This window comes from Spirochaetae bacterium HGW-Spirochaetae-1 (assembly GCA_002839375.1).
Lineage (GTDB): Bacteria > Spirochaetota > UBA4802 > UBA4802 > UBA5550 > PGXY01.
On record PGXY01000006.1, the window covers coordinates 182,655 to 203,434 of the forward strand.

General features: G+C 49.1%; 18 protein-coding genes. 4 read left to right on the forward strand and 14 right to left on the reverse strand.

Annotated features, from left to right (window positions below; translation table 11 throughout):
* Positions 1-53 precede the first annotated feature (53 nt).
* Genes CVV44_12965 through CVV44_12975 form a run of 3 tightly spaced genes read right to left on the reverse strand, consistent with a single transcriptional unit; the run spans position 54 to position 1,539 of the window.
* Positions 54-551 carry a hypothetical protein gene (locus tag CVV44_12965; GenBank protein PKL38072.1) on the reverse strand — a complete coding sequence of 166 codons (498 nt, stop codon included), beginning with the start codon at positions 549-551 and terminating at the stop codon, positions 54-56.
* Between the two features lie 27 nt (positions 552-578).
* A complete protein-coding gene (locus CVV44_12970; protein PKL38073.1) occupies positions 579-1,271 on the reverse strand; it encodes a hypothetical protein in 693 nt (230 codons plus the stop codon).
* Between the two features lies 1 nt (position 1,272).
* Positions 1,273-1,539 carry a hypothetical protein gene (locus CVV44_12975; GenBank protein ID PKL38074.1) on the reverse strand — a complete coding sequence of 89 codons (267 nt, stop codon included), beginning with the start codon at positions 1,537-1,539 and terminating at the stop codon, positions 1,273-1,275.
* 241 nt (positions 1,540-1,780) lie between these two features.
* Between CVV44_12975 and CVV44_12980 the strand changes: the two genes are divergently transcribed.
* Both CVV44_12980 and CVV44_12985 read left to right on the forward strand, forming a co-directional pair.
* Complete coding sequence (locus CVV44_12980; GenBank protein ID PKL38075.1) at positions 1,781-3,256, forward strand: hypothetical protein; 1,476 nt, start codon at positions 1,781-1,783, stop codon at positions 3,254-3,256.
* 73 nt (positions 3,257-3,329) lie between these two features.
* Complete coding sequence (locus tag CVV44_12985; protein PKL38076.1) at positions 3,330-4,472, forward strand: aspartate aminotransferase; 1,143 nt, start codon at positions 3,330-3,332, stop codon at positions 4,470-4,472.
* A 3-nt stretch (positions 4,473-4,475) separates the two neighbouring features.
* Here the strand turns inward: CVV44_12985 and CVV44_12990 are convergent, their stop codons facing one another.
* A complete protein-coding gene (locus CVV44_12990; protein PKL38077.1) occupies positions 4,476-5,000 on the reverse strand; it encodes a hypothetical protein in 525 nt (174 codons plus the stop codon).
* Positions 4,997-6,412 carry a hypothetical protein gene (locus tag CVV44_12995; protein PKL38078.1) on the reverse strand — a complete coding sequence of 472 codons (1,416 nt, stop codon included), beginning with the start codon at positions 6,410-6,412 and terminating at the stop codon, positions 4,997-4,999. The genes CVV44_12990 and CVV44_12995 overlap by 4 nt, the downstream gene beginning before the upstream one ends.
* Before the next feature lie 383 nt (positions 6,413-6,795).
* Between CVV44_12995 and CVV44_13000 the strand changes: the two genes are divergently transcribed.
* Positions 6,796-8,907: an elongation factor G gene (locus CVV44_13000; protein PKL38079.1), complete on the forward strand. Its 2,112-nt coding sequence runs from the start codon at positions 6,796-6,798 to the stop codon at positions 8,905-8,907.
* Positions 8,908-9,027: 120 nt separating this feature from the next.
* Here the strand turns inward: CVV44_13000 and CVV44_13005 are convergent, their stop codons facing one another.
* Positions 9,028-10,638 carry a hypothetical protein gene (locus tag CVV44_13005; GenBank protein PKL38080.1) on the reverse strand — a complete coding sequence of 537 codons (1,611 nt, stop codon included), beginning with the start codon at positions 10,636-10,638 and terminating at the stop codon, positions 9,028-9,030.
* Between the two features lie 498 nt (positions 10,639-11,136).
* Here CVV44_13005 and CVV44_13010 point away from each other — a divergent pair, with 498 nt between their 5' ends.
* Positions 11,137-12,006 (forward strand): hypothetical protein, encoded by an 870-nt coding sequence (locus CVV44_13010; protein PKL38081.1) that lies wholly within the window; start codon positions 11,137-11,139, stop codon positions 12,004-12,006.
* A gap of 161 nt (positions 12,007-12,167) precedes the next feature.
* Here CVV44_13010 and CVV44_13015 read toward each other — a convergent pair whose 3' ends face one another.
* The 8 genes from CVV44_13015 to CVV44_13050 all read right to left on the reverse strand — a co-directional run bounded on the left by CVV44_13015 (position 12,168) and on the right by CVV44_13050 (position 20,674).
* Entirely contained in the window at positions 12,168-13,502 is a 1,335-nt protein-coding gene (locus CVV44_13015) for an MFS transporter (protein PKL38082.1), read from the reverse strand.
* Between the two features lie 267 nt (positions 13,503-13,769).
* A complete protein-coding gene (locus CVV44_13020) occupies positions 13,770-14,147 on the reverse strand; it encodes a heat-shock protein Hsp20 (GenBank protein PKL38083.1) in 378 nt (125 codons plus the stop codon).
* Positions 14,148-14,158: 11 nt separating this feature from the next.
* The gene (locus CVV44_13025) at positions 14,159-14,566 is read right to left on the reverse strand and encodes a hypothetical protein (GenBank protein ID PKL38084.1); all 408 of its coding nucleotides are present in this window, start codon (positions 14,564-14,566) and stop codon (positions 14,159-14,161) included.
* A 201-nt stretch (positions 14,567-14,767) separates the two neighbouring features.
* Positions 14,768-15,421, reverse strand: coding sequence for a DNA-binding response regulator (locus tag CVV44_13030; GenBank protein ID PKL38085.1), 654 nt, complete (start codon positions 15,419-15,421; stop codon positions 14,768-14,770).
* 87 nt (positions 15,422-15,508) lie between these two features.
* Entirely contained in the window at positions 15,509-18,262 is a 2,754-nt protein-coding gene (locus CVV44_13035) for a hypothetical protein (GenBank protein ID PKL38086.1), read from the reverse strand.
* Positions 18,175-18,606, reverse strand: coding sequence for a (Fe-S)-binding protein (locus CVV44_13040; protein PKL38087.1), 432 nt, complete (start codon positions 18,604-18,606; stop codon positions 18,175-18,177). Before CVV44_13040 ends, CVV44_13035 begins: the two co-directional genes overlap by 88 nt.
* Positions 18,607-18,694: 88 nt before the next feature.
* Positions 18,695-19,414 (reverse strand): hypothetical protein, encoded by a 720-nt coding sequence (locus CVV44_13045; GenBank protein ID PKL38088.1) that lies wholly within the window; start codon positions 19,412-19,414, stop codon positions 18,695-18,697.
* 42 nt (positions 19,415-19,456) lie between these two features.
* Positions 19,457-20,674: a hypothetical protein gene (locus tag CVV44_13050; protein ID PKL38089.1), complete on the reverse strand. Its 1,218-nt coding sequence runs from the start codon at positions 20,672-20,674 to the stop codon at positions 19,457-19,459.
* Positions 20,675-20,780 lie beyond the last annotated feature (106 nt).

Here is a 20,780-nt window from a genome sequence, read left to right on the forward strand (position 1 = left end):
CCGTGTTATTTTTTCGGACATCGATGGAAATATAAAAAGGGAGAATCCGGTCCTTATATAAAGGGCCAGACTCCCAGCTGGTAGGCCCGGATGAAGAGCACGAGATACGCGCCGCCTTCCAGAATCCATGTCCATGCCTGCTCATAGGTGCCCCTGAAGCTCACCCAGCCGAAGGCCCCCGTATCTGCCCACAGGCTCAGAGTATATCTTTTTCTGGAAAGGGGAAGGAGCAGGGGAAGCCCCACGCTGCTGGGCATGTCAGACAGGTAATGGATGTACAGACTCACCATGGATAGAATGGCCCACGACAGGTTAAAGGGCCATAGCAGCAACCCCACCACGAGTGGAAAGAACAGGGAATGCGTCCAGGTGCAGTGGAATGATTTTTTTGCCCATCCCAGCATAATGGGAATGGCGTCCATATTCGGCAGCTGTGTTGCGATAAATGTGACTAAAATGGCTTCAGGTGAGAATGCCTCGACGTGACCGCCCGTGAGTTCCGGGGCGAATGATGCTATGGTGAGGGCCACAGCGTAATGTCCAACTTGCATAATGTCCTCCAGGTTATTTTTTGATCGTTAAATTTCATTGATTACACGTAAAAATAGTTCTACGTCGCCGAGATCGTCGAAGTAGAAGTCGGGATTTTCCGCCAGCAGCACTGAACGGTCGACCCATCCGGTGCCGACAGCAACAGATACGGCCCCGGCGTGCTTTGCACACCGGATGTCATACACGGTATCGCCGATGATGATCATCCGGCTGAAGTCGATATCCAGGTTGTGGCTTTTCCTTATTTTTTGCCTGGCAATGGCCGGCATTTCGTTGCGCAGGTGTGAATCATCGCCGTAAACGCCCAGGGCGAAATACCGGTTCAAATCGAACCTGCCGATTTTAATTTGAGCCCCCCGCTCGAAATTTCCCGTGAGAAGACCCAGAATGATATCATCCCGATGGGCCAGCAGAGGCACCAGTTTCTCAATGCCGGGCATTATGGTGCACTGGTGATTTTTCATTCTGCCGTCAAGAAGGCGAAAATACTCTTCTTTCAGGGACGGAATCTTCGCTTCAATATCCTTCTGACCGAATCCCTCATCAATAAGGGATTCGAAAAGTATGAGGGGGTCTGTTTTTCCCTGCATATTCATCGTGGACATCTGTCCCGTGGTGCCGAAAACCGATTCCGTGGCCTCCATGAGGGACGTCTTGCCCGCGCTGTGGCAGTTCATGATGGTGCCGTCTATATCGAAGAGAACGGCTTTTTTATCCATGTTATTTTTGCTGTTCAACCTCTGCCACCAGTTCCTCAGCGGTCTTATCCTGCGTATAGAAGTTGACCTTGAGATATTTGGCCTTCACGCTGGCCGGATAGGGATCGAAAAGCATGGCGATGCCCAGGGCGGGAAGAAAGGCCAGGGCGTAAAGCGCGATGGACTGCCCCACGGTAAAAGGCCTTGCCGGATCCTCAAAAATGAGCACGCAGCCAATGGATAGCAGGGCCGCGATAAATACAGCCATTGAAAATGTTTTATTTTGCATGGTATCCTCGTTTTGTATATAATATTGCTGGCACTAAATAAGATGGTTCCCTCTGCGGATCGGGATCTGTTACCTTCTCAATATACTGAAAAATACCACTAACGTCGCCTGACCGTATAAATCAATAAAAAAAAGTATCGGCCGGTGAAATCCTCATTGAGAGGATAATTCCTCTCCCTTTTTAGAGGCGTTGATAATTTTGTTTGCATTTTCAGCGCCTTGCCGGCTATAGTGATCCGTCATGAGAAAAAAGAGTCACATACTCATTGCCGGTGCCGGTGAAGCGGGACGCATGCTCCTGGCGGAATTTGTCAAACGGGGCAGGGCCGTGGAAATCATCGGTTTTGTTGACGATGATCCCGGTAAAACCGGGACGGTTATTGACGGCAAAATGGTGCTCGGGAAGACTTCCGATGTGACGGTGATCCTGGAGCGCAATGAGGTATCACGGGTCATTATAGCTATGCCGTCGGCTCCCCATGGTTCCGTGAACCGGGTGGTGGGCGCCATCATCGCCTATAATCCCGGCATTCATATCCATATCATTCCCCAGGGAGAAAAGTTTTTTGATACGGTGCCCCTCTATCCGTCCCTGCAGGAATTCACCCTGTCGGACCTTCTTAAGCGCGATGAGTATGATGTGGATATCGACGCCATCGAAAAAAAACTGTCGGGTCGAACGATCCTTATAACCGGGGCCGGCGGAAGCATCGGCTCCGAAATATGCCGCCAGCTCCTGAAGTTCAACGTGGGTAAGATAATAGCCGTGGGACGCGGCGAGTTTTCCATATATACGCTGGTGAAGTCTCTCAATGAATACATGGATTTCATGGAAAGAAAGCCCCGGATTGTGTACAGGATCGCCGATGTGAAAGAGGGACGCATGCTTGAGAAAGTATTTCAGGAACACCGTCCCGAGATCGTTTTTCACGCTGCGGCCCACAAGCACGTTCCCCTCATGGAATATAACGAGGGAGAGGCTATACTCAATAACGTGCAGGGCACACGGAATGTATTGGATCTCTCAGTGCGGTACGGCGTCGACCAGTTTATCTTCATATCTACGGACAAGGCGGTCCGTCCCACGAGCGTGATGGGGGCGACGAAGCGTCTCGCCGAGATGGTCACGGCTCTGTACAACGGCAGGGAAGGCCTCAGGACGGCCATTGTGCGTTTTGGCAATGTCATCGGGAGCCGCGGTTCTGTCATACCCCTTTTTCGGGAGCAGATCGAGCGGGGCGGCCCGGTTACGGTCACGGACCCCGGCGTCACGCGGTATTTCATGAGCATTCCCGAGGCATCTCTCCTGGTGATAAATGCGGCCGCACTTTCCGGCGGCGGAGAGATATTCGTTCTCGATATGGGAGAGCAATACCTGGTCCAGGACATAGCCCGGCGGCTCATCGAACTGTACGGGTACCGGCCCGATATCGACATCAAAATAGAATTTACGGGACTCCGACCCGGAGAAAAAGGCTACGAGGAGCTCTTCTACGAAGACGGGGACCTGGTGAAAACCGATAATGATAAAATCCTCGTAAAGATGAACAATACCGGTATCCCGGCACAGATGATTTTTGATTTTCTCGACAGGGAAGTGCAGGGGCTCCATGAACTTTCGTCGCTGGCGATACGGCAGCGCCTGAAAAAACTGGTGCCCGATTATGAATTCACGGAAGACCGAAAGGACGAGACCGAGGGAAGATACGTCAACTGAAGGGGCGGCTTTAAGCAGTCCGCGTCATACAGTCATGCTGCCAGGTGCGGATAACGACAGGGAGTAGTAATTCATGATTTCAGACAGGGCGGAACACGTAACATCATTCATGGTCATGGACGTCATGGCCCGGGCGCAGGAGCTGGAAAAGGCAGGAGAAAATGTCGTCCACCTGGAAGTGGGAGAGCCCGACTTCGATACGCCGAAAGCGATACAGGACGCGGCCATAGAGGCCATCAGGACCGGGAAGACGCACTATACCCATGCCATGGGCATGATGGAACTCCGCGAGGCCATATGCCGGCACTATTACGCGGAATACGGCGTAACCATATCGCCGGACCAGATACTGGTTACATCGGGAACATCACCGGCCATGCTTCTCACCATGCTTTCCCTGGTGGAAAAGGGCGAGGAGATCATCCTTTCAAACCCGCATTATGCCTGTTATCCCAATTTCGTCGAGGCCGCAGGGGGCCGCGTCGTAGATATAAAAACGCGTCCCCAGGACGGGTTTCAGTACCGGCCTGAAGAAATAGAGAAGCTTATCTCGCCCCGGACAAGGGGCATCATCATTAACTCCCCCTCCAATCCCACGGGAATCGTCATGACGGAAAAAAACCTGCAGGATATTGCCCAATTCGACCACCAGTACATTCTTTCCGACGAGATATACCACGGCCTTGTCTACGAAGGGAAGGCTCACTCCATTCTGGAATTCACGAAGAATGCCTTTGTCATAAACGGTTTCTCCAAGCTCTATGCCATGACGGGCTGGCGCCTTGGATACGTTATTTTTCCCAGGGAATTTAACGGCGTCATGGAGCGGATACACCAGAACTTCATGATCTCGGCCAACAGCTTCGTGCAGCTCGCCGGTATCGCCGCCCTGACGGAGGTGGGCCCCGACCTGGAAATGATGAAGCGCCACTATAATGAACGGCGCAAATACATGATAGGCCGCCTGCGCGATATGGGTTTCATCATTCATACGGAACCCACGGGCGCCTTCTATGTCTTCGCCGACGCCCGGGCCTTCTGCACCGATTCATACGCCGAGGCCTTTAAAATACTGGATGCGGTGAAGGTGGGAGTCACGCCGGGAGTGGATTTCGGCTCCGGCGGTGAGGGATTCCTGCGCTTTTCCTATGCCAACTCCATTGAGAATATCAGGGAAGGCCTGGACCGCATTGAAGGATATCTGAAGAGCCGGTAGATTTCAGGGAATGGCCACGCCCCGGTATCCGCTGATGGCGTCCAGGGTGGCGTGGTCTTCATAATTAAATTGACCGTCGGTATAGCATTGTTTCGAACCATCGGGAAGTTTTTCTTCTTCATAGAAAACCTGTCCGACACGGAAGTAATATATGCCGGTGGGTACGGATGATACATTTACAGCGATGCTGTGGAAGCCCAGATTGCTCAGAGCAAGGTTTTCAATAAAAGGAACATTGGGTGGAAATACGATCCCTGAATCAAGCGCATATGGAGCGGCGATAACTACATAGTTGCTATATTCATTATAGGGCTCAGTGGTCATGTAAATTTCATTTCCCGCGAAGCAATTGGTGCTGGGCGACTCGTCCCAGGTGACGGTGACAAATCCTCCGGAATACTCAGCCTCGATGGAAAAGCTGGCACGCTTGGTAATGAGGCCTTCCAGTGCATCCATGCCATAGCTGCATGAAAGCATACACAGTGCGACGGTGAAACTCAGAGATTTGATGATTTGTGGTCCTTTCATGGCTGTATCTCCGCAGGCTCCTTAACGTTCCCTTCAGTGTTCTTTGGGGTCTCTTCTTTTGTTTCACCCCTGGCCAGCTCTTCTTTTGTGTCAAAGGGGTCCCCGGTGTCCCTGAACACCGTCGATGAATTAAAGGAGTAGGTCAGCTGCAGTTCCAGGTTTACTTTGTCCACGGTTTCCACCAGTTTGTTCAATTGCGCTGCATCGTTATAGGATGTGCGAAATTCGGCGCTTATGTCATTGCCCATAATCAGGGACTGAAAGTACAGCGAGAAAAACATGCCCTGGGCCCGGTACCGTACTGATTCGCCGTGAACCCCAACAGCCGGGTCCCAGAAGCTGCTGTAGCCGATTTTCGGGATGAGCTGCGACCGGGGATACTCGTGGAAAAAATCATATCCCAGGGAACAGGAAAAGGTCCGTACGGGACTGAAAGACAGTTTTTCTTCAGTACGCTTATCGATGAGTGTCCCGGAATGGCTCTGGAATTCGAGATACGTTTCAAGGTAGAGGCGGTTGAAGAGTTTTTCTTTAAGGCCAAGGGAGTAGAGAAAGAGATGTGCCGATTCTTTTTTATAGAGAGGATCATCTATGGTCTGGTTAACCCAGACCGCGTCATAGGGCTCGTCATTGTAGGCTCCGATCATTTTAAATCCCACGGTGGTTTCCGGCACCAGGGGATGTAGAGGACCGGCAAAAAAACCGTAGAGCATGTTGGCGTTGACCTGTATTTCCATGGAGTCAATGGATCCATTGTCGAAGATCATATTGCTGTCCAGAAAAAACAGGATATTGAAATTAATGAAGTACCGGGCCTTCAGGCGGGTCGAATTAAAATAGCTCATGGTGCCGTCGTCATTGGGCTTGATCTGGTTGTTGACAATGATGCCGCCGTGGAAATATCCATAGGGTTCCCAGATAAAGGAAGCGGCGAAGATGTCATCAAAAAACTGGGTGTACTTGTAATCGGTGACTGTATCGTTTCCGGCAGAGCCCCGGTCTATTTCCACTGAGCGCGTCAGTCCGTAATGGTAGCCGATGGTAGTAAACCCCGCCCTGATACGTCCCGGCTCCAGCATCCCCCCGCCGGTCTTTTCCTTCCCAAAATTGTGAAGATAGGTAAAACCGCCGTAGGTACGGATGAGACGCATATTTACGGCCGTTTTATCACCCGATGCGTCGACGTCATATACCTGAAAATCAGGGACCCAGTTTATCCTGCCGAAAAAATCCAGGTTCCAGTTGTTTTCCTGTATGAGGGACCACCGGTCCACGAAAAGGGACTGGACATTCTCGCTGCGCGCAACAGCATTGTGCAGCGTCGATGCCTCGTAGGCGGCGGCAAAAAGGCTGTCGGTCGTATATGAAATAAAACATAATAAAAGGGAGGCAACTGTCAGTAAGCGCCGCATTGTATCTCCATTTCCGTCCTGGTTACTGATCCGCCATGGCAGTATGGCTGATTTTTCAGGATTCTAGCAAACTCTTTAATAAATTTCTTTAAAGTGCAGTGAAAGTGTTATTTTATCAATAAAATATTTATTAGTCAATTCTATTTGTCCTTAAAAATACTTTACAAATTTAAAGGACAATTGTATTTTCACAGAATTGGTAATATATTCAGCTCTTATAACGCTTATAACCACATACTTTTGCAGAGTGTAATCCACGGTATGTCGTATAACAGTTACTGAGTAATTAGATTCTTTTCAACCCGTACATATATAATCATCACCGGTTTTCAGGAATATCGGGGGGGGTTGATATATCCGGATCTTTTCTAGGAGGAAAGCTAATGATTAAAGAGTACAAAACTGAGCAGATCAGAAACGTGGCGATTATCGGCCATAATGGAACGGGAAAATCGACACTTCTGGATGCCATGCTTTTTGTCGGCGGTAAACTTGATAAAATGGGAAGCGTCGATGCCGGCACACTGGCCTCTGATTTCGATGAAGATGAGAAGAAACGTAAAATTTCCATCAGAAGTGCCATGGGATTTATTGAAATGGATGATGTCAAAATCAACATTCTTGACACTCCCGGAACGGCCGATTTTATTGGCGAATCCCGGGCGGCGCTGCAGGCTGCCGAATGCGCCATTCTCGTTGTGGATTCCGTAGACGGAGTTCAGATCGAGACCGAAAAGGCCTGGCGATACCTGAAAGAGAACAATATACCACGGATTATTTTTGTCAATAAAATGGATAAGGAACGCGCCGGTTATGAAGCTGTCCTGCAGAACCTGAAAAGCAACCTGGGTGTCACCGTGGCCTCGCTCACTATTCCCCAGGGTGAGGGCGCAAATTTTAACGGTGTTGTCGATATAATAGACATGAAGCTCTTGACACCCAAGGGCGACGGGAAGACCGTCACCGTGGCCGACATCCCTGCCGAGTATAAGGACAAGGCCGAGGATGAGAAAGGAAAGCTCATGGAAATGGCCGCTGAGAGCGATGACGCCCTTATCGAAAAATTTCTTGAAGGCGAGATGCTTACCGAAGATGAGATCAAGCGCGGCCTGAGGGCTCAGCTCAGGGATGCCAAACTGACAACGGTCATATGCGGATCGTCAGAGAAGGTAATAGGGATAAAGACCCTTCTCCGTATTATCAAGGATTATGCTCCTGCACCGGCCGTGGGGAAGGAATTTAAAGGCCACAAGATGGGAGATAAGGAAACGGCAATACCCGTTGCGCTTAAGTCCGATGGCTCGCTGGTCGCCGTTGTATGGAAGACCTATATTGACCAATATGCCGGCCGTTTCAACTACCTGAAGATCATATCAGGCACCCTCTACCCCGACACGGATGTTCAAAACAGCACGAAAAACGCCAGGGAGCGTCTCACCAAACTGTATTCCATGGTGGGCAGCAAACAGTATGATATGCCGTCAATCGTTGCCGGAGATATCGGCGTAGTGGTCAAGCTCGATAAAACATCCACGGGCGACACTCTCTGCGATGCGGCGAAAAGCGTTGTCCTTCCGGTCATAAAACTGCCGAATCCCCTGTATTCCTATGCCGTGGAGCCCGTGAACAAGAGTGACGTGGACAAGATAGGCCAGTTTTTCCATAAAATCACCGATGAGAACCCGACGCTGAAATATGCATATAATGCCGAGACGCGGGAGACAGTGCTCTCGGGCATGGGTGAGCTTCAGCTGGGAATCATCCTGGAGAACGTCAGGGAAAAGAACAAGCTTGATGTGAAGACGAGGGTTCCCCGGGTGCCCTTCAGGGAAACCATCACCAAAAAAACCGAGTCCCATTACCGCCACAAGAAACAATCGGGCGGACACGGGCAGTTCGGCGAGGTTTTTATCCGCGTGGAGCCGCAGCCCCGGGGAGTGGGTTTTAAATTTTCCGAATCCATTTTTGGCGGTTCCGTGCCGAAGCAGTACATACCCGGCGTTGAAAAGGGCATCATTGACGGACTGGATGAGGGCGTGCTGGGAAAATTCCCCGTTGTTGACGTGGCCGTAGACCTCTTTGACGGTAAGTACCATGATGTTGACTCGTCGGAGATGGCTTTCAGGATAGCTGCTCGCCAGGCCTTTAAGCAGGGCATGGAAAATGCCGGTCCGCAGCTTCTGGAGCCCATCATGAATGTCAGCATCTTTGTTGATAAGAATTTCATGGGTGATATCCTCAGCGATATCACCAGCCGGCGCGGCAGGGTTCTGGGCATGGACAGTGCCGAGGAGTCGAGCGGCAGCGTTTCCGTCATCAAGGCAACGGTTCCTCTTTCCGAGATGATGAGATACAGCATTGATCTGCGTTCCATGACCCAGGGAAAGGCGTCCTTTGAAATGGCCTTCTCGCATTACGATCCCATTTCCGGCAAGGAAGCGGAAAATATCATCGCTGCCCGGAAAAAGCAGCTCGAGGAAGAAGCGGAAAAATAATATCAAACTCAATAAAAGAAAAAAGGGGCGCCTTCGAAGAGGCGCCCCTTTTTTGTGCCTGTTCCATTACACGGAAGCCATGGCGTATTCTATTTTTAATAATGATTTATCAGGATTTTCTTACAGCTGTAACTTCGCTTTTTTATCCTCTCCTTCTTTTTTCCCGGAATCACCGAACATGCGATAGGTAACACCAAAGGCGATTATATAAGTCTCTTCGGCAAATTCTTTTCTGATATAGCTGGTTGAATTGACCTCAACGGGAATTCCCGCAATTTCCATTGTCGAAGTGACGGGAATTACCTGATTTACCGTGGCATTCATATAAAGGACATACTGGATGCCCATATTCACTTCAAGAGACTCGTTCACCTTTATGCCGACCCCGGCCCCGATGGTGTGGCTGAGAAGAAGGGGATCTATTTCATTGCGATACTCATTCTTTATGCCGGTGTCATTGTAACTATACCCGGTACTTACTTTTATATAATCGTTGGGCATGTATTCGATGCAGCCCCCGGCACGATACCCAATGTTGTAGTCCTTTTCCATGCCGTCCTGGTCTACATACGGTCTCAGGTACATATCTCCACTCACTTCAAATCGCAGGCTCCTGATGACCTGGTAGGAGATGCCCATGGACACGGACTGGGGATAGGTGACCTTCAATGTTGACTGGCCGTTACCCGAGGCATACCCGGCTCCCCCGTTGAAATCATTGTTGGCGCTGCCATCCTTGAATATATCAAGTTGCCCGGTTGCTTCAATCAAGGGGCTTACAACAAAGCTGTGTGTCTTTTTTGTCAGGATGGCGGGCAGATAATATTCATACCGCACACCGATGTTGAGGGTCTTTACCGGTTTAAAGTCCAGACCGGAAACGATGCCGATTCCGTGACCGGTATAGGTGGTTTCGATATCCCAGTCGGAATTTCCATCGTCAAAGAGGGTCTGAGCGATGACGTTTGAGAAGGTTTCCTGAACCCCTGTCATTGTAATTGTCTGGCCGCCCGTGTAATAGATGTAACGGACACCAACCGCGGCGGAGAGCATTTTGAATATCCGGTAGGCTGCTCCCATTGTCGTGCCGATATAGTATTCTGTCCTGACTGCGCTGCTTGATTCGTAGGTATAGCTCTGGAATGTGGAGCCCAGCAGGTAGTCGTTTATAGCGTTTACCTGTTCACCAATGGCAAGGTTTCCCCAGTCCACCACGGCGAGACCCCGGGGAAAGGTGAAATCCGGCGCGGCCTGCATAATACCCAGGGATAAATAGGCCGCCCAGTTCTCTCCCTTATACACGATATTGAAGTCGGGCATGGTGGGGGCCGTTACTTCAGCGTAATAGCTGTCATCGCCGTTGACGCTTCCCCGTGCCATGTTGGAATAGGCGCCGGAATACTGTGTCGGTCCGCTGAGATTTATTCCCAGGCTCGGCAGTGAAATATCCAGATCGTGGAAGTCCATGGAATGGAGTCGCTTCTTGTGCAGGGTCTGGCTGCTGAAATTGATATACAGGCCGGTTTTCTCCATCATGGCCAGGCCTGCCGGGTTATAAAAGGCGGCATCGGCATCGGTAGAAGCGTTTCTGTTAAGGGTACGTGCATATTCCGCGCTGTGACTGGGAAAGATACCGTCCTCCTGGTGCAGTTCCGATGCGATAAGTCCTGTCCCTGAGAAAAAAATGATCACGAATATTACGGGCAAAAAACGTATTATCAAGCATTTCATAACGGTACCCCCCAGATTTTTTGCCCGATTCAAGCGGGCTGGTAGAAGTTTTATCTTTGGGAAAGTCTTTATGGTTGATTAATGTATAGATTAGATTTTATGTTAATATTTGTCAATAAAAAAACCGGTCGGACGGTATTTTAATGGATTTGTGTTCAGGCAGTTAAACGAGAAATTCGTCATTAAAGCGTGTTTTGTTATTAATAAATTTGTCAGTAGAGTATGGTAATTCCGGCAGGGAAGGGGAGAGGCAGCACCGCATGAGTTTCGGTACTGTCATCCTCTATCACGAAATCCTCTGCTTGCATATTTTATAGTTTTTAAACCTTCTAATTGCATTTCATTTATAGATTGATAGAATGATGATAATTTACCGGGCTGCATGGTAAATGTGTTGCCTTGATTTCTTTGTAACTATACAGAGGTGCAGGGACTTATGTATTATATGCCCTTGTACTCATAGGTACGGAAATGCGTATCAATCCTGAATTGATCCAAATGGAAAAAAACTACAGCATACATTTGTCACTGGTGTTGATAATATCACTATTTCTGCACATGGTCATATCCATGGCCCTTATGCTGCCGGCCATGGATGATATGAGAAAGCAGGAACGTCTTTTTCGCGACAGGACTGTCGGCGGCAGGGATATCATCGTCAATGTCAACCAGGACGGGAAAAGGGATATCACTCCTAAAACGCTTCTGTCCGATCAGGATTCTTCGGCGAAGGGATTTATCACCAGAAAGAAGGGTGACCGGTGGCTCAATAATTCCCGGGATTTCAAGCTCAAAAAGGGTGATGGATCCGGTGAGAGGGCGCCCATGGCCGTGAAAGGCGGTTCGGCAAAAGAAAAAATTCTGCTGAATGATGAATCGGAAGTTGTGGCTTTGTTGCGTAAATTCATGCCCGAAAAGGGATCGACGGGACAGAAAAATTTTTGGGATCAGATAGCAATACCGGATAAGAATGATGTAACCCTGGAGAATGCCATTTACTATTCGAATTCAGGAATGTTCTCCTATAATACGGCAAAATTCAAAAATTTTGCCTATTTCAAGGCTATGAAGGATAAAATCGCTGCACACTGGTACCCCCCCCTCATGGCCAATGCGGCCTTCGGTGGATATGCCCCGGGAAGAATGCGCATCATGGCTATCCCCAGTCAGAAGGTGAAACTCTATTTTGTCATGGATCGCTTCGGAGAGGTGGTCCATGTGGAGATCCTCGATTCCTATGGCAACAAGGCTCTGGATGAATCCTGTGTTGACTCAATAAAGGTCTCGAAGAATTTCGGGAACGCGCCTTCAGATATGAAAGGCGAATTTATTGTGATACCTTTCATCTTCGGGTACTATTCAAATTGATCTCTGCATTTCTTTGACAAACCATTGTATATACCGGCATTTTAATTTATGGCAGGGCTCTGACCCCGTATGTCTCGGCGTCGCGGGCTCTCCCATAAGGATTGAAAAAAAGGCCCCCCTTTACAGGGAGGCCCTTTTATTTTATGCCCGTGAAGCGGCGATTATGCTTTTTTAGGCGGTTTGGAGATAATTGAAATCACTGCGCCGAGAAGACAGGCGACACCGGCAATGATGAAGGGAGTCAACCAGGCAGATGGGTCAGTGGCTCCTTTGGCTGCATCCTTGAAAATACCGGCTATCTGGGGACCAACGATTCCCGCGATACCGTATGCGAAAAATACATAGCCATAGTTTTTGCCGACCGTGGATGTTCCGAAGAAATCAGCAGTAGCTGCGGGGAACAATGCAAAGTTTCCGCCGAAATTGAAGCCGATGATGCTTGCGGCGATGATCAATCCATTTTCGGTAGCACCAAGCTTGTAAAAAGAAAGCATGATGATTCCCTGAAAAAGGGTCATGAGGAAAAGGGACATTTTCCGGCCGATCTTGTCAGATACGGTTCCCCATGCGATACGGCCAAGGCCGTTGAGTATGGCATACCATGCCATTGCGGTTCCAGCCGTAGCGCCGGCAGCTTTTACGACATCACTGAAACCCTCTGTTGAGGGGTCAAGAGTGCCAAGCTTGGCATAAGTAAGGGCGTCAATACCGAAGAGCTTGATACAGTAAATAACCATGAGGCCTGCCAGGGCGGAAAAGAGAAACGTGATGAAAAGCATGTAGTACTGGGGAGTTTTGATCATTTCGCTTGAATCGAAATCAACTGTTCCACTTGCTTTTGCGTCGCCTGCCTTCGGCGGGGTATACCCTTCGGGAAGCCATCCTGCAGGGGGCTCTTTCATGACGAGGCTGCCAATGAGGACCATGGCTGCGAAAATAATTCCATAAAGGAGAAAAACACTGCGGGTGCCATCGAGTCCTGCCAGGCTGAGGTTGTTAAGAAGACCGCCTCCCCATGAGCCGGCCCATTTGACCCATATAGTGGCTCCGAATCCGAAACCGGCAACGGCAAGACCGGTCAGCATACCTTTTTTGTCCGGGAACCATTTAACGCCAACAGCTATCGGTACAACATAGGCAAGACCAATACCGGAGCCGCCTATGACGCCAATGAAAATAAGCTGGGTTATGAAACTGCTGCCGAATAGTCCGGCAAGAACATACCCGATGCCCAGGACCAGACCACCGGCCATGGCGAGTTTTTGCGGGCCTATAGTGGCAAGTTTTCTGCCTGCCCATACCATTACGAGAGCAAAAAAGAAAAGGCCTGCGGAGAAGATCCAGGCTGTCTGGCCAGCGGAAAATTTATACGCACCGTTAGAATCGGTAAGAACTTTGGTAAATGCTGACCATGCATAGATTGCACCAAGTGCAAGTTGAATCAAGATCGCGCCGACAACGACGAACCATCGATTCATGACTTTTTCATTAGACATTCATTGTCCTCCTTGTTTTTGTAAATTTCAAAAATTTGTTTTTAACCGCTAAGATTTTAGTTATAAAATAAAAAGGCTCACAATTTATCAAGGATATTTCTTTTTGGATATATTTTTCTCGGAATGAATGAATCAGGTTTAGGCAGATAAATACTGATATCGAAAGGGTAGGTGTGGATAAATTTAAGGGCAAAAAAAGAGGCAATGTCCCCGGACAATTGCCTCATATTAAAATCGTTTACTATACGCTATCCTGACTTTTCATTGTTAATGCGTGAGGATTTCTATCTTCCTCGGCTTGCGTTCTTCCCTTTTATGCAGCGTCAGGGTTAGAACGCCGTTTTCCAGTTTTGCTTCAACTTTATCCGCATCGATGTCGTCGCCCACGGCGAATTTTCTGTAATAATTATCCAGGGCGTACTCTGAATAGATGTGCCGGTAATCATTGAGGCTGCTGCCGTCAACGGCGCCCCTGATCTCCAGCTCATTGTTTTCAAGAGTGATGGCCAGATCCTGGCGCGTCACCCCGGGTATTTCGAATTTCATCATGTATTCATTGGGGCTTTCATAAATATCCACGTCCGGCGCCGCGGAACAGCCCTGATTTTCAATGCTTTTGGTGTTTGCATGGGTGTTTTTTGTCATGGCGAACCTCCTTACTGAATCGCTATTTTTCTTGGTTTCACTTCTTCACTTTTTTCCAGAGTCACTCTGAGAACACCGTTCTCCAGTTTTGCCTGAATCGTTTCGGTATTGACCCTGAATGGAAGCCTGATGGTTTTTGTGAAGGAACCAAAGCTTCTTTCCGCTCTAAGATAGGTGTCCTCGGTGCGGTCATTCTTTTTATCACCCTTCAGAATCAGATTTTCGTCATGAAGCTCCATATTCAGATTCTCGGGGGATATACCGGGTATGAGAGCCCTGATTTCAATAGTATCATGGCCTTCATACATGTTCACAACGGGATAATTAGATGCATTTCTTCCTGTTTTTTCGCCAAAGAAGAAAGTATCCATAATGTCAAGAGGGGAAAGCATGTCATTAAATATGCTATAAGTATACATGAGAAGCCTCCTTTTTAATTATTATTTTTATAAATAAAATAATTTAATTCATTCATTTAATTGTTAGCACTCTATATCGTTGAGTGCTAACAATAAGAATATATATAATTTTTTACCTATCGTCAAGAGGGGAGTAAAAAATTTTCCGATTTTTAAGTATTTAAGAATAAAATAAAATACACGTAGGAGGTGGGCCTGAAATCATTGATTGCCGGACCATTCCACGGCAAATTTGATGAGCTCAGAGCTGCTTTTCAGGTTCAGCTTGTTTTTTATACGCAGCCGGTGTGTATCGATGGTTTTAACACTCACTTTGAGTTTTTCGGCGATTTCGCTGGTTTTAGTTCCTTGCCCCATGAGCCGGAAAACCTCCAGTTCCCGGTCCGTGAGTTTTTCCACGGGATTGGTGATTTTCTGCGGCTGGTCGAACATCAGGTTATCCAGGAGACGTGATGTCATCTTTTCACTAAGAAAGATTTTACCGCCCATGACCTGTCGTATGGCATTGACGATGGTGCTGGTCATTTCATGTTTCATTACATAGCCCCTGGCGCCGGAACGGATTACTCTCTCGGCGTAAAGGGACTCATCGTGCATGGATAATATGAGAACGGGCAGGGAAGGATATTGAGTATGAATCATCTTGGTAAGTTCAAGACCGCTTTTTCCGGCCTTCAGGGAAATATCCACAATAGCCAGGTCGGGATGAACTTCATTGATGGTTCTCATCCCACTCTCGGCATCCTCGGCAAAACCGCAGATTACCAGGTCTTCCTCCCGGGCCAGGAGGTGTTCAAGTCCATCACGCACAATGGGGTGATCATCAATAACCAGTATTCTCACGGTCCTGTTCATTTTGTTGTTCCAGTGTTTATGGTATTGTATATGAGACGGTTTTTATACTGAATACAGAGCGCTTAAAATAACAATCAAAAAATATTTTTAGAGCCGGAAGGAACAGATTATTTCCGTACCGCCCCCGGGACTGCTGTCAATAGTGAGCTGAGCACCGATGAGACGCGCCCGGTAGTACATGATATTGAGACCCATTCCCGTGCTTGATTCCTTGTCAACGCGAATTCCCCTGCCATCATCCCCGATGATGAGCGTCACATTGTCATCGTCATCATTGGTCAGTGTAAGATGTACCCGGGTGGCCCCTGAGTGTTTGATTATATTTATGACAGCTTCCTGGATAATGTGGTGAAGGTGTATGGCTATTTTCTGGTTTTCGATCTGGAGCTGTCCATGCATGGATACCTTGCAGGAAATACCATGCTGTTCCTCCAGGTCCATTTTTATCTTTTTGAAGAGACCGTCAAAGCCTGTTTTTTCCAGGTTAACAGGAAAAACACCCTGTGCTATATTTCTCGTGGTGTTGATGGCATTATTGATCATTTCCTCGATTTTCATTGCATCTGAGGACTCATCCATACTTCTGTCTTGCAGCCTTTCGGCAAGCATTCTGCTGCGGATTGCAATACCCAGAAGATCGTGGCTGAGACCGTCATGAAGCTCTATGCCTATTTTTTTCCTCTCCTTTTCCCCAACGTTGAGAATCTGCATCTCCTGCTGCAGTTCCCTGGTCGTGTCCCTCAGACTGATGACGACACCGGTGATGATATTATTCCTGTCGATAAAGGGATGCATGGACAAATCATAAAAGGTCCGCTTTCCGTCGGGAATATCGTACCACATGATGGTGTGGATGGCCTTGCCGATCAGGGAGTTTTCATAATTGGATGCGAAGACATTTTTGATCTCATCGTTGTCGTGAAAAATCGCATCAATGGATCTGTTTATTACATCACGCCGTTTTTTATTGAAGGCATGCAGGAAGGCATTATTGGCAGCCAGAAATATCCTGCTCGTGTCTATAAATGCCATGAGTTCCTGTGAGGATGACACAATATTGCTGTAAATTTTAAGAACCTCTTCAGTACGCTTCCTTTCCGTGATGTCCCGTGTGTTGAGTACTACGCCTCCTATAAGGGGATCATGAAGCAGGTTCCTTACCGTGGATTCCATGAGATGCCATGATCCGTTTTTATGAGTGTGGCGGAATTCCATTGTCCTTATCTGACCCGGCAGCTTCAGCAGCTGTTTAAAATGTTTTCTGATTCGGGATGCATCGTCGGGATGGATGTAGTCCAGGGCCTGCGATCCCACGATGTCCTCGGGCCGGAATCCCAGAATTCTTTCGATGGGACTGCTGTCGTACATGTGCAGCCCGCTTCGGTCAAGAATGGAAATGATATCGGAGCTGTTTTCGATTAGGGCGCGAAGCTTGGTTTCCGAATCCTTCAGGGCTTTTTCCGCTTCCTTTCGGTAGGAGATATCGCGGATTATGGCCTGGTAACAGTGGTCATTATTGATTTCCACGGGATTGATATTCAATTCGGCGAAAAAAGGTTCGCCGTCAAGCCTGAGAAAAAGCCATTCGAATCGTCCGGCTATGCCCTTGTCGGCCAGTTTAATCTGCTGGATAAGTTTTTTCTCCGATGAGATTTCTTCGGGCTGAAATTCAGGGGCAAGCCTGGAAAGATCGTACCGGACGATAGCCTCCTTCGTTATATGAAAAAGATCACAGAGGCTCTGGTTGCAGTCAATGATGCGCTCTTTATTGAATATGGCGATGGCGTCCTTCGCCGATTCAAAAAGGTTCCGGTACTTTTCTTCAGAGTCGATGAGGGCTTTTTCTACCTGCCTGCGCAGGGTGTCGTCTTCAATGATGGAGTAATTCTGGGTAATCCTCCCCCGGGAGTCATGTCCCGAAGTAACGGTCAGGTCTCTCCAGATCGAGATCCCCTGGCCGGTGCGATGTCGGTTTTCCAGTGCCGACTGAAGGATAGTCTGCAACTCGACGATGATTCCCTTTACGTCGTCGCATCTCTCTCCAGGATTTTTTGACATGAGTTTCATTATTATTTGCGACAGCACGAGTGGAAGGGCCTTGTTGATTTCATGAGGAGGTTTTACCTGCGATGTCGAAGGCGGTATAAAGTACCCCATGGCCGATGAGCCGGTGAAGGGAAGAACTCCCGTGAACATTTCATAGAATATAACGCCGAGAGAATGGTAATCCTCGCGATAATCACGTGAGGCTCCGGGAGCGTCACTATCCGTGGCATCGGGGATTTTCATTTCCCTTGCCGGGGCCATGGAGAAACCGGTTATTGCGGCGCTGCCGGTTTTGTCATACAGGTAGATATTAAATGGTGTCAGGTTGCCGTGAATGATGCCGTTTTCATGGACGAGTCTCAGGGTGTCTGCTATGTTTATGGCTGTTTTCAGCAGTTCCTCAAGTGTCGACGGCTGTGTCCGCAGTTGCAGGTTGAGGGGGAGTCCCCGGTCGGGAAATATGACGGCGGGGTACTGTCCCCGGAAGAGCAGTTTGATATACTGCATAACGCCGGTGATATGGGACAGGGATGCTGTTATCTCAAAATCGTTCCTGAGGACCGTTCGGTCCTCCCATTGTGGGGAGCCTGGTTTATAAACGCGGATCTGAACGGGGCTGCCATCGGATATTCCGGTGCCGCGGAGGATAGTGCAGATGTCATTCTCCAAAAGAATTTCACCGGTCCGGTATCCTTCGGCTTTCAGCATCACCTGGCCTTGATATCCAGATCGATTGTGGTTCCCGTCATGGCGTTGACCGGGCATGCCTTCATACACATGCCGCAGGCGACGCATTTTTCAGGGTCGAATTCCACTTCCATGGTTCCCCTGTTTACTTCCAGGGCATCGACGCGGCAGACGCCGGTACAGGCACCGCAGTGGACACACTTTTCTTCGTCTCTGCGTATCATGTCCGCCAGGAGTTCAATCTGGACGCCCTCACTCTCGAGATACTCGATGCACTTGTCCATATCCTCCTGGAGACCCTTCAGCTCGAGAATGATCCGCCCCTCATGCTTCGGATAGATTTTTGCTTCCAATACGTTGAAGATTATATCGAAATCTTTTACGAGACGATAGATGATCGGCTTGTACATTATTCGGCTGGTGAATATCAATAGGATATTTTTTGAAACCATGGTTCTCTCCTCTCTATGCTTGTCAATGTCAGTCATATATGCTTGATATCGCTATTTGTATTACAACAATCCATTCCGTCGAGCCGGTTCAGGTGAATTCAATCTGTCCCTGCGCCGCCAGCTTGTCGCGGTAAACAATGACGACGCCGGAAATTTCCTCAACACCCATGGCGTATTCCAGCGCGGGAGTAAGAGACTCTTCGCCGGTGACGCGGTTGCAGGTTTCCGTGGCCACGGCATCGGCAAGGGCCGCGTCAGGTGAAATCACCGTGGCCGTATCGGCCTTTCCGAAACTCAGAGAATGGCCCATTCTGCCGGAAGAGGTGCATATCCCGCAGGGTGTCCGGTCCGGCATGATGCGCAGGGACAGGGAATCGGCAAAATGTCCGTTCCCGGAAAAGATTTTTATGGTAACGGGCTCGATGACACTGAGCCATATATCGCCGCCATTTTCCACTATTATTTCCGTTGTGTCGCTGAGCAGTTCACGTCCCGTAATTTCAGCTATCGCCCCGGCTACGGCCGCCATGGGGCCCACTCCCGCCTTTTCGGCTGCTCGGTGCATCAGGGCGGCGATTTCGGGACAGCCTTCTTCGCAGGGCAGGGGCGTGAGCGATGTGAGAAAACTCTCGTTCCGGGAGATATGGTCCAGCAGGTCATTTCTCAACCGCCGGACGATACTGCCGGTTTTGCCGCTCAGATCGAACCGGGCCCGGATTAAAAGATCGGTGGTGTCTATTTTAACCCTGAAGGCGGTCCACCGTGAAGTCTTCTCGTAATCCCTGTATATTTTTTCCCGATACCGCATTGCATTATTCCGTGCGTGTCAGTCCGTTTCGGGCGATCCCGTTTATTTCCCTTCAGCCCCGGGAGTGGAACCGGCGTCCCTGTTGCCGTCATACGAAACGGATGGGAACTGTATCTGTGGTACTCCGACGGTAAAACCTTTTTCAATCCATTCTTTCAATATTACCGCTATTTTTTTGGCCATGGGATAGCTCGACAGGGGTGCCGCGGCTACGTCCCTTCCCTGGACCTGAATGATTCCCGATTGCATTTGGGCAAAGCTCACTTCTCCCAGTGTCCTGTTGACCCCCGAGGGATAATCATAACCGTAATCGACAACGGGATAATAGATGTCCCGGTTCGATATGCCGGTGAAATAAGCCAGGTCCTCGTTCAGGATGGGAATGGGGATACCCAGGCCCACCATGAGGGAGCAGCCGTAGCCGGTGATGGAGGCTCCCCGGATAAAACGGGTATCCATCTCTTTCATGTCGCCGGTCACGGAAAGGGTTCCGGCGCCTTCCCTTGGAATGCCGTTTTCGCCGCGCCGTGCATCGGGTGAGTGCTGCGTGCCGTACCATGTGACGGCACCCACGGCGCCTCCCAGGAATATTTTCGTTCCCGTTCCTATGGTCCAGTAATAGGGATCATTCATGAGGGGGCTCAGTTCGCCGGCGCTGGAATAGTTGGCGTTCTGCAATTCGGGTCTTAAAATACCCATGTAGGTGTATATTGTTTTCTTCGACATGTTGACGGCGCAGTTGTATCCCTGGTATGAATTTCTAGGGTTGTAGAGCATGGCGTTGCGCAGGTCCGAGATGGTTATGGTTTTTTCGAAATCCTGCAGGGGATAGCAGTCGGTGCCGTAGCCCTTCGCTTTCAGGGTGATCTCTTTCCCGGCAATGAGATCTTCGATGACATGCCCGCCGCCGTATCTGAAACTGCCGGGATGCACCTTGTTCAGCGGGTCCTCGTCCCGGACCTGCGTGGCGCCCAGGTAGCAGTCCACGGCGGCAATGCCTCCATAAGCTTCAACGTCGTTGAGCCATACCTTCGAGGCCTTTATTTTGGGCCTGGTATGGCCGAAGTTGAGGAAGGCGCCCGAAGAACACATGATGCCGAAGGTGCCTGTTGTTACCACATCCACCTTTTTAAAGGCCTTTTTAACCCCTTCCTCGCGGACAATGCGGGGCATTTCTTCGGCGGTGACCACGACTGCTTCGCCTTTTCTTATTTTGTCGTTTATCTCATCATAGCTCTTCTGTATTTTAATATCGCTCATTGCTCTCCTCGTGTCAGTGAAAACTCTTTGTCAATTTTGTACCGAAGACGGGATTATCTACAACACTTTTTTAACCCGGTGCTGAAAATCCCCGACATTTCTTTTG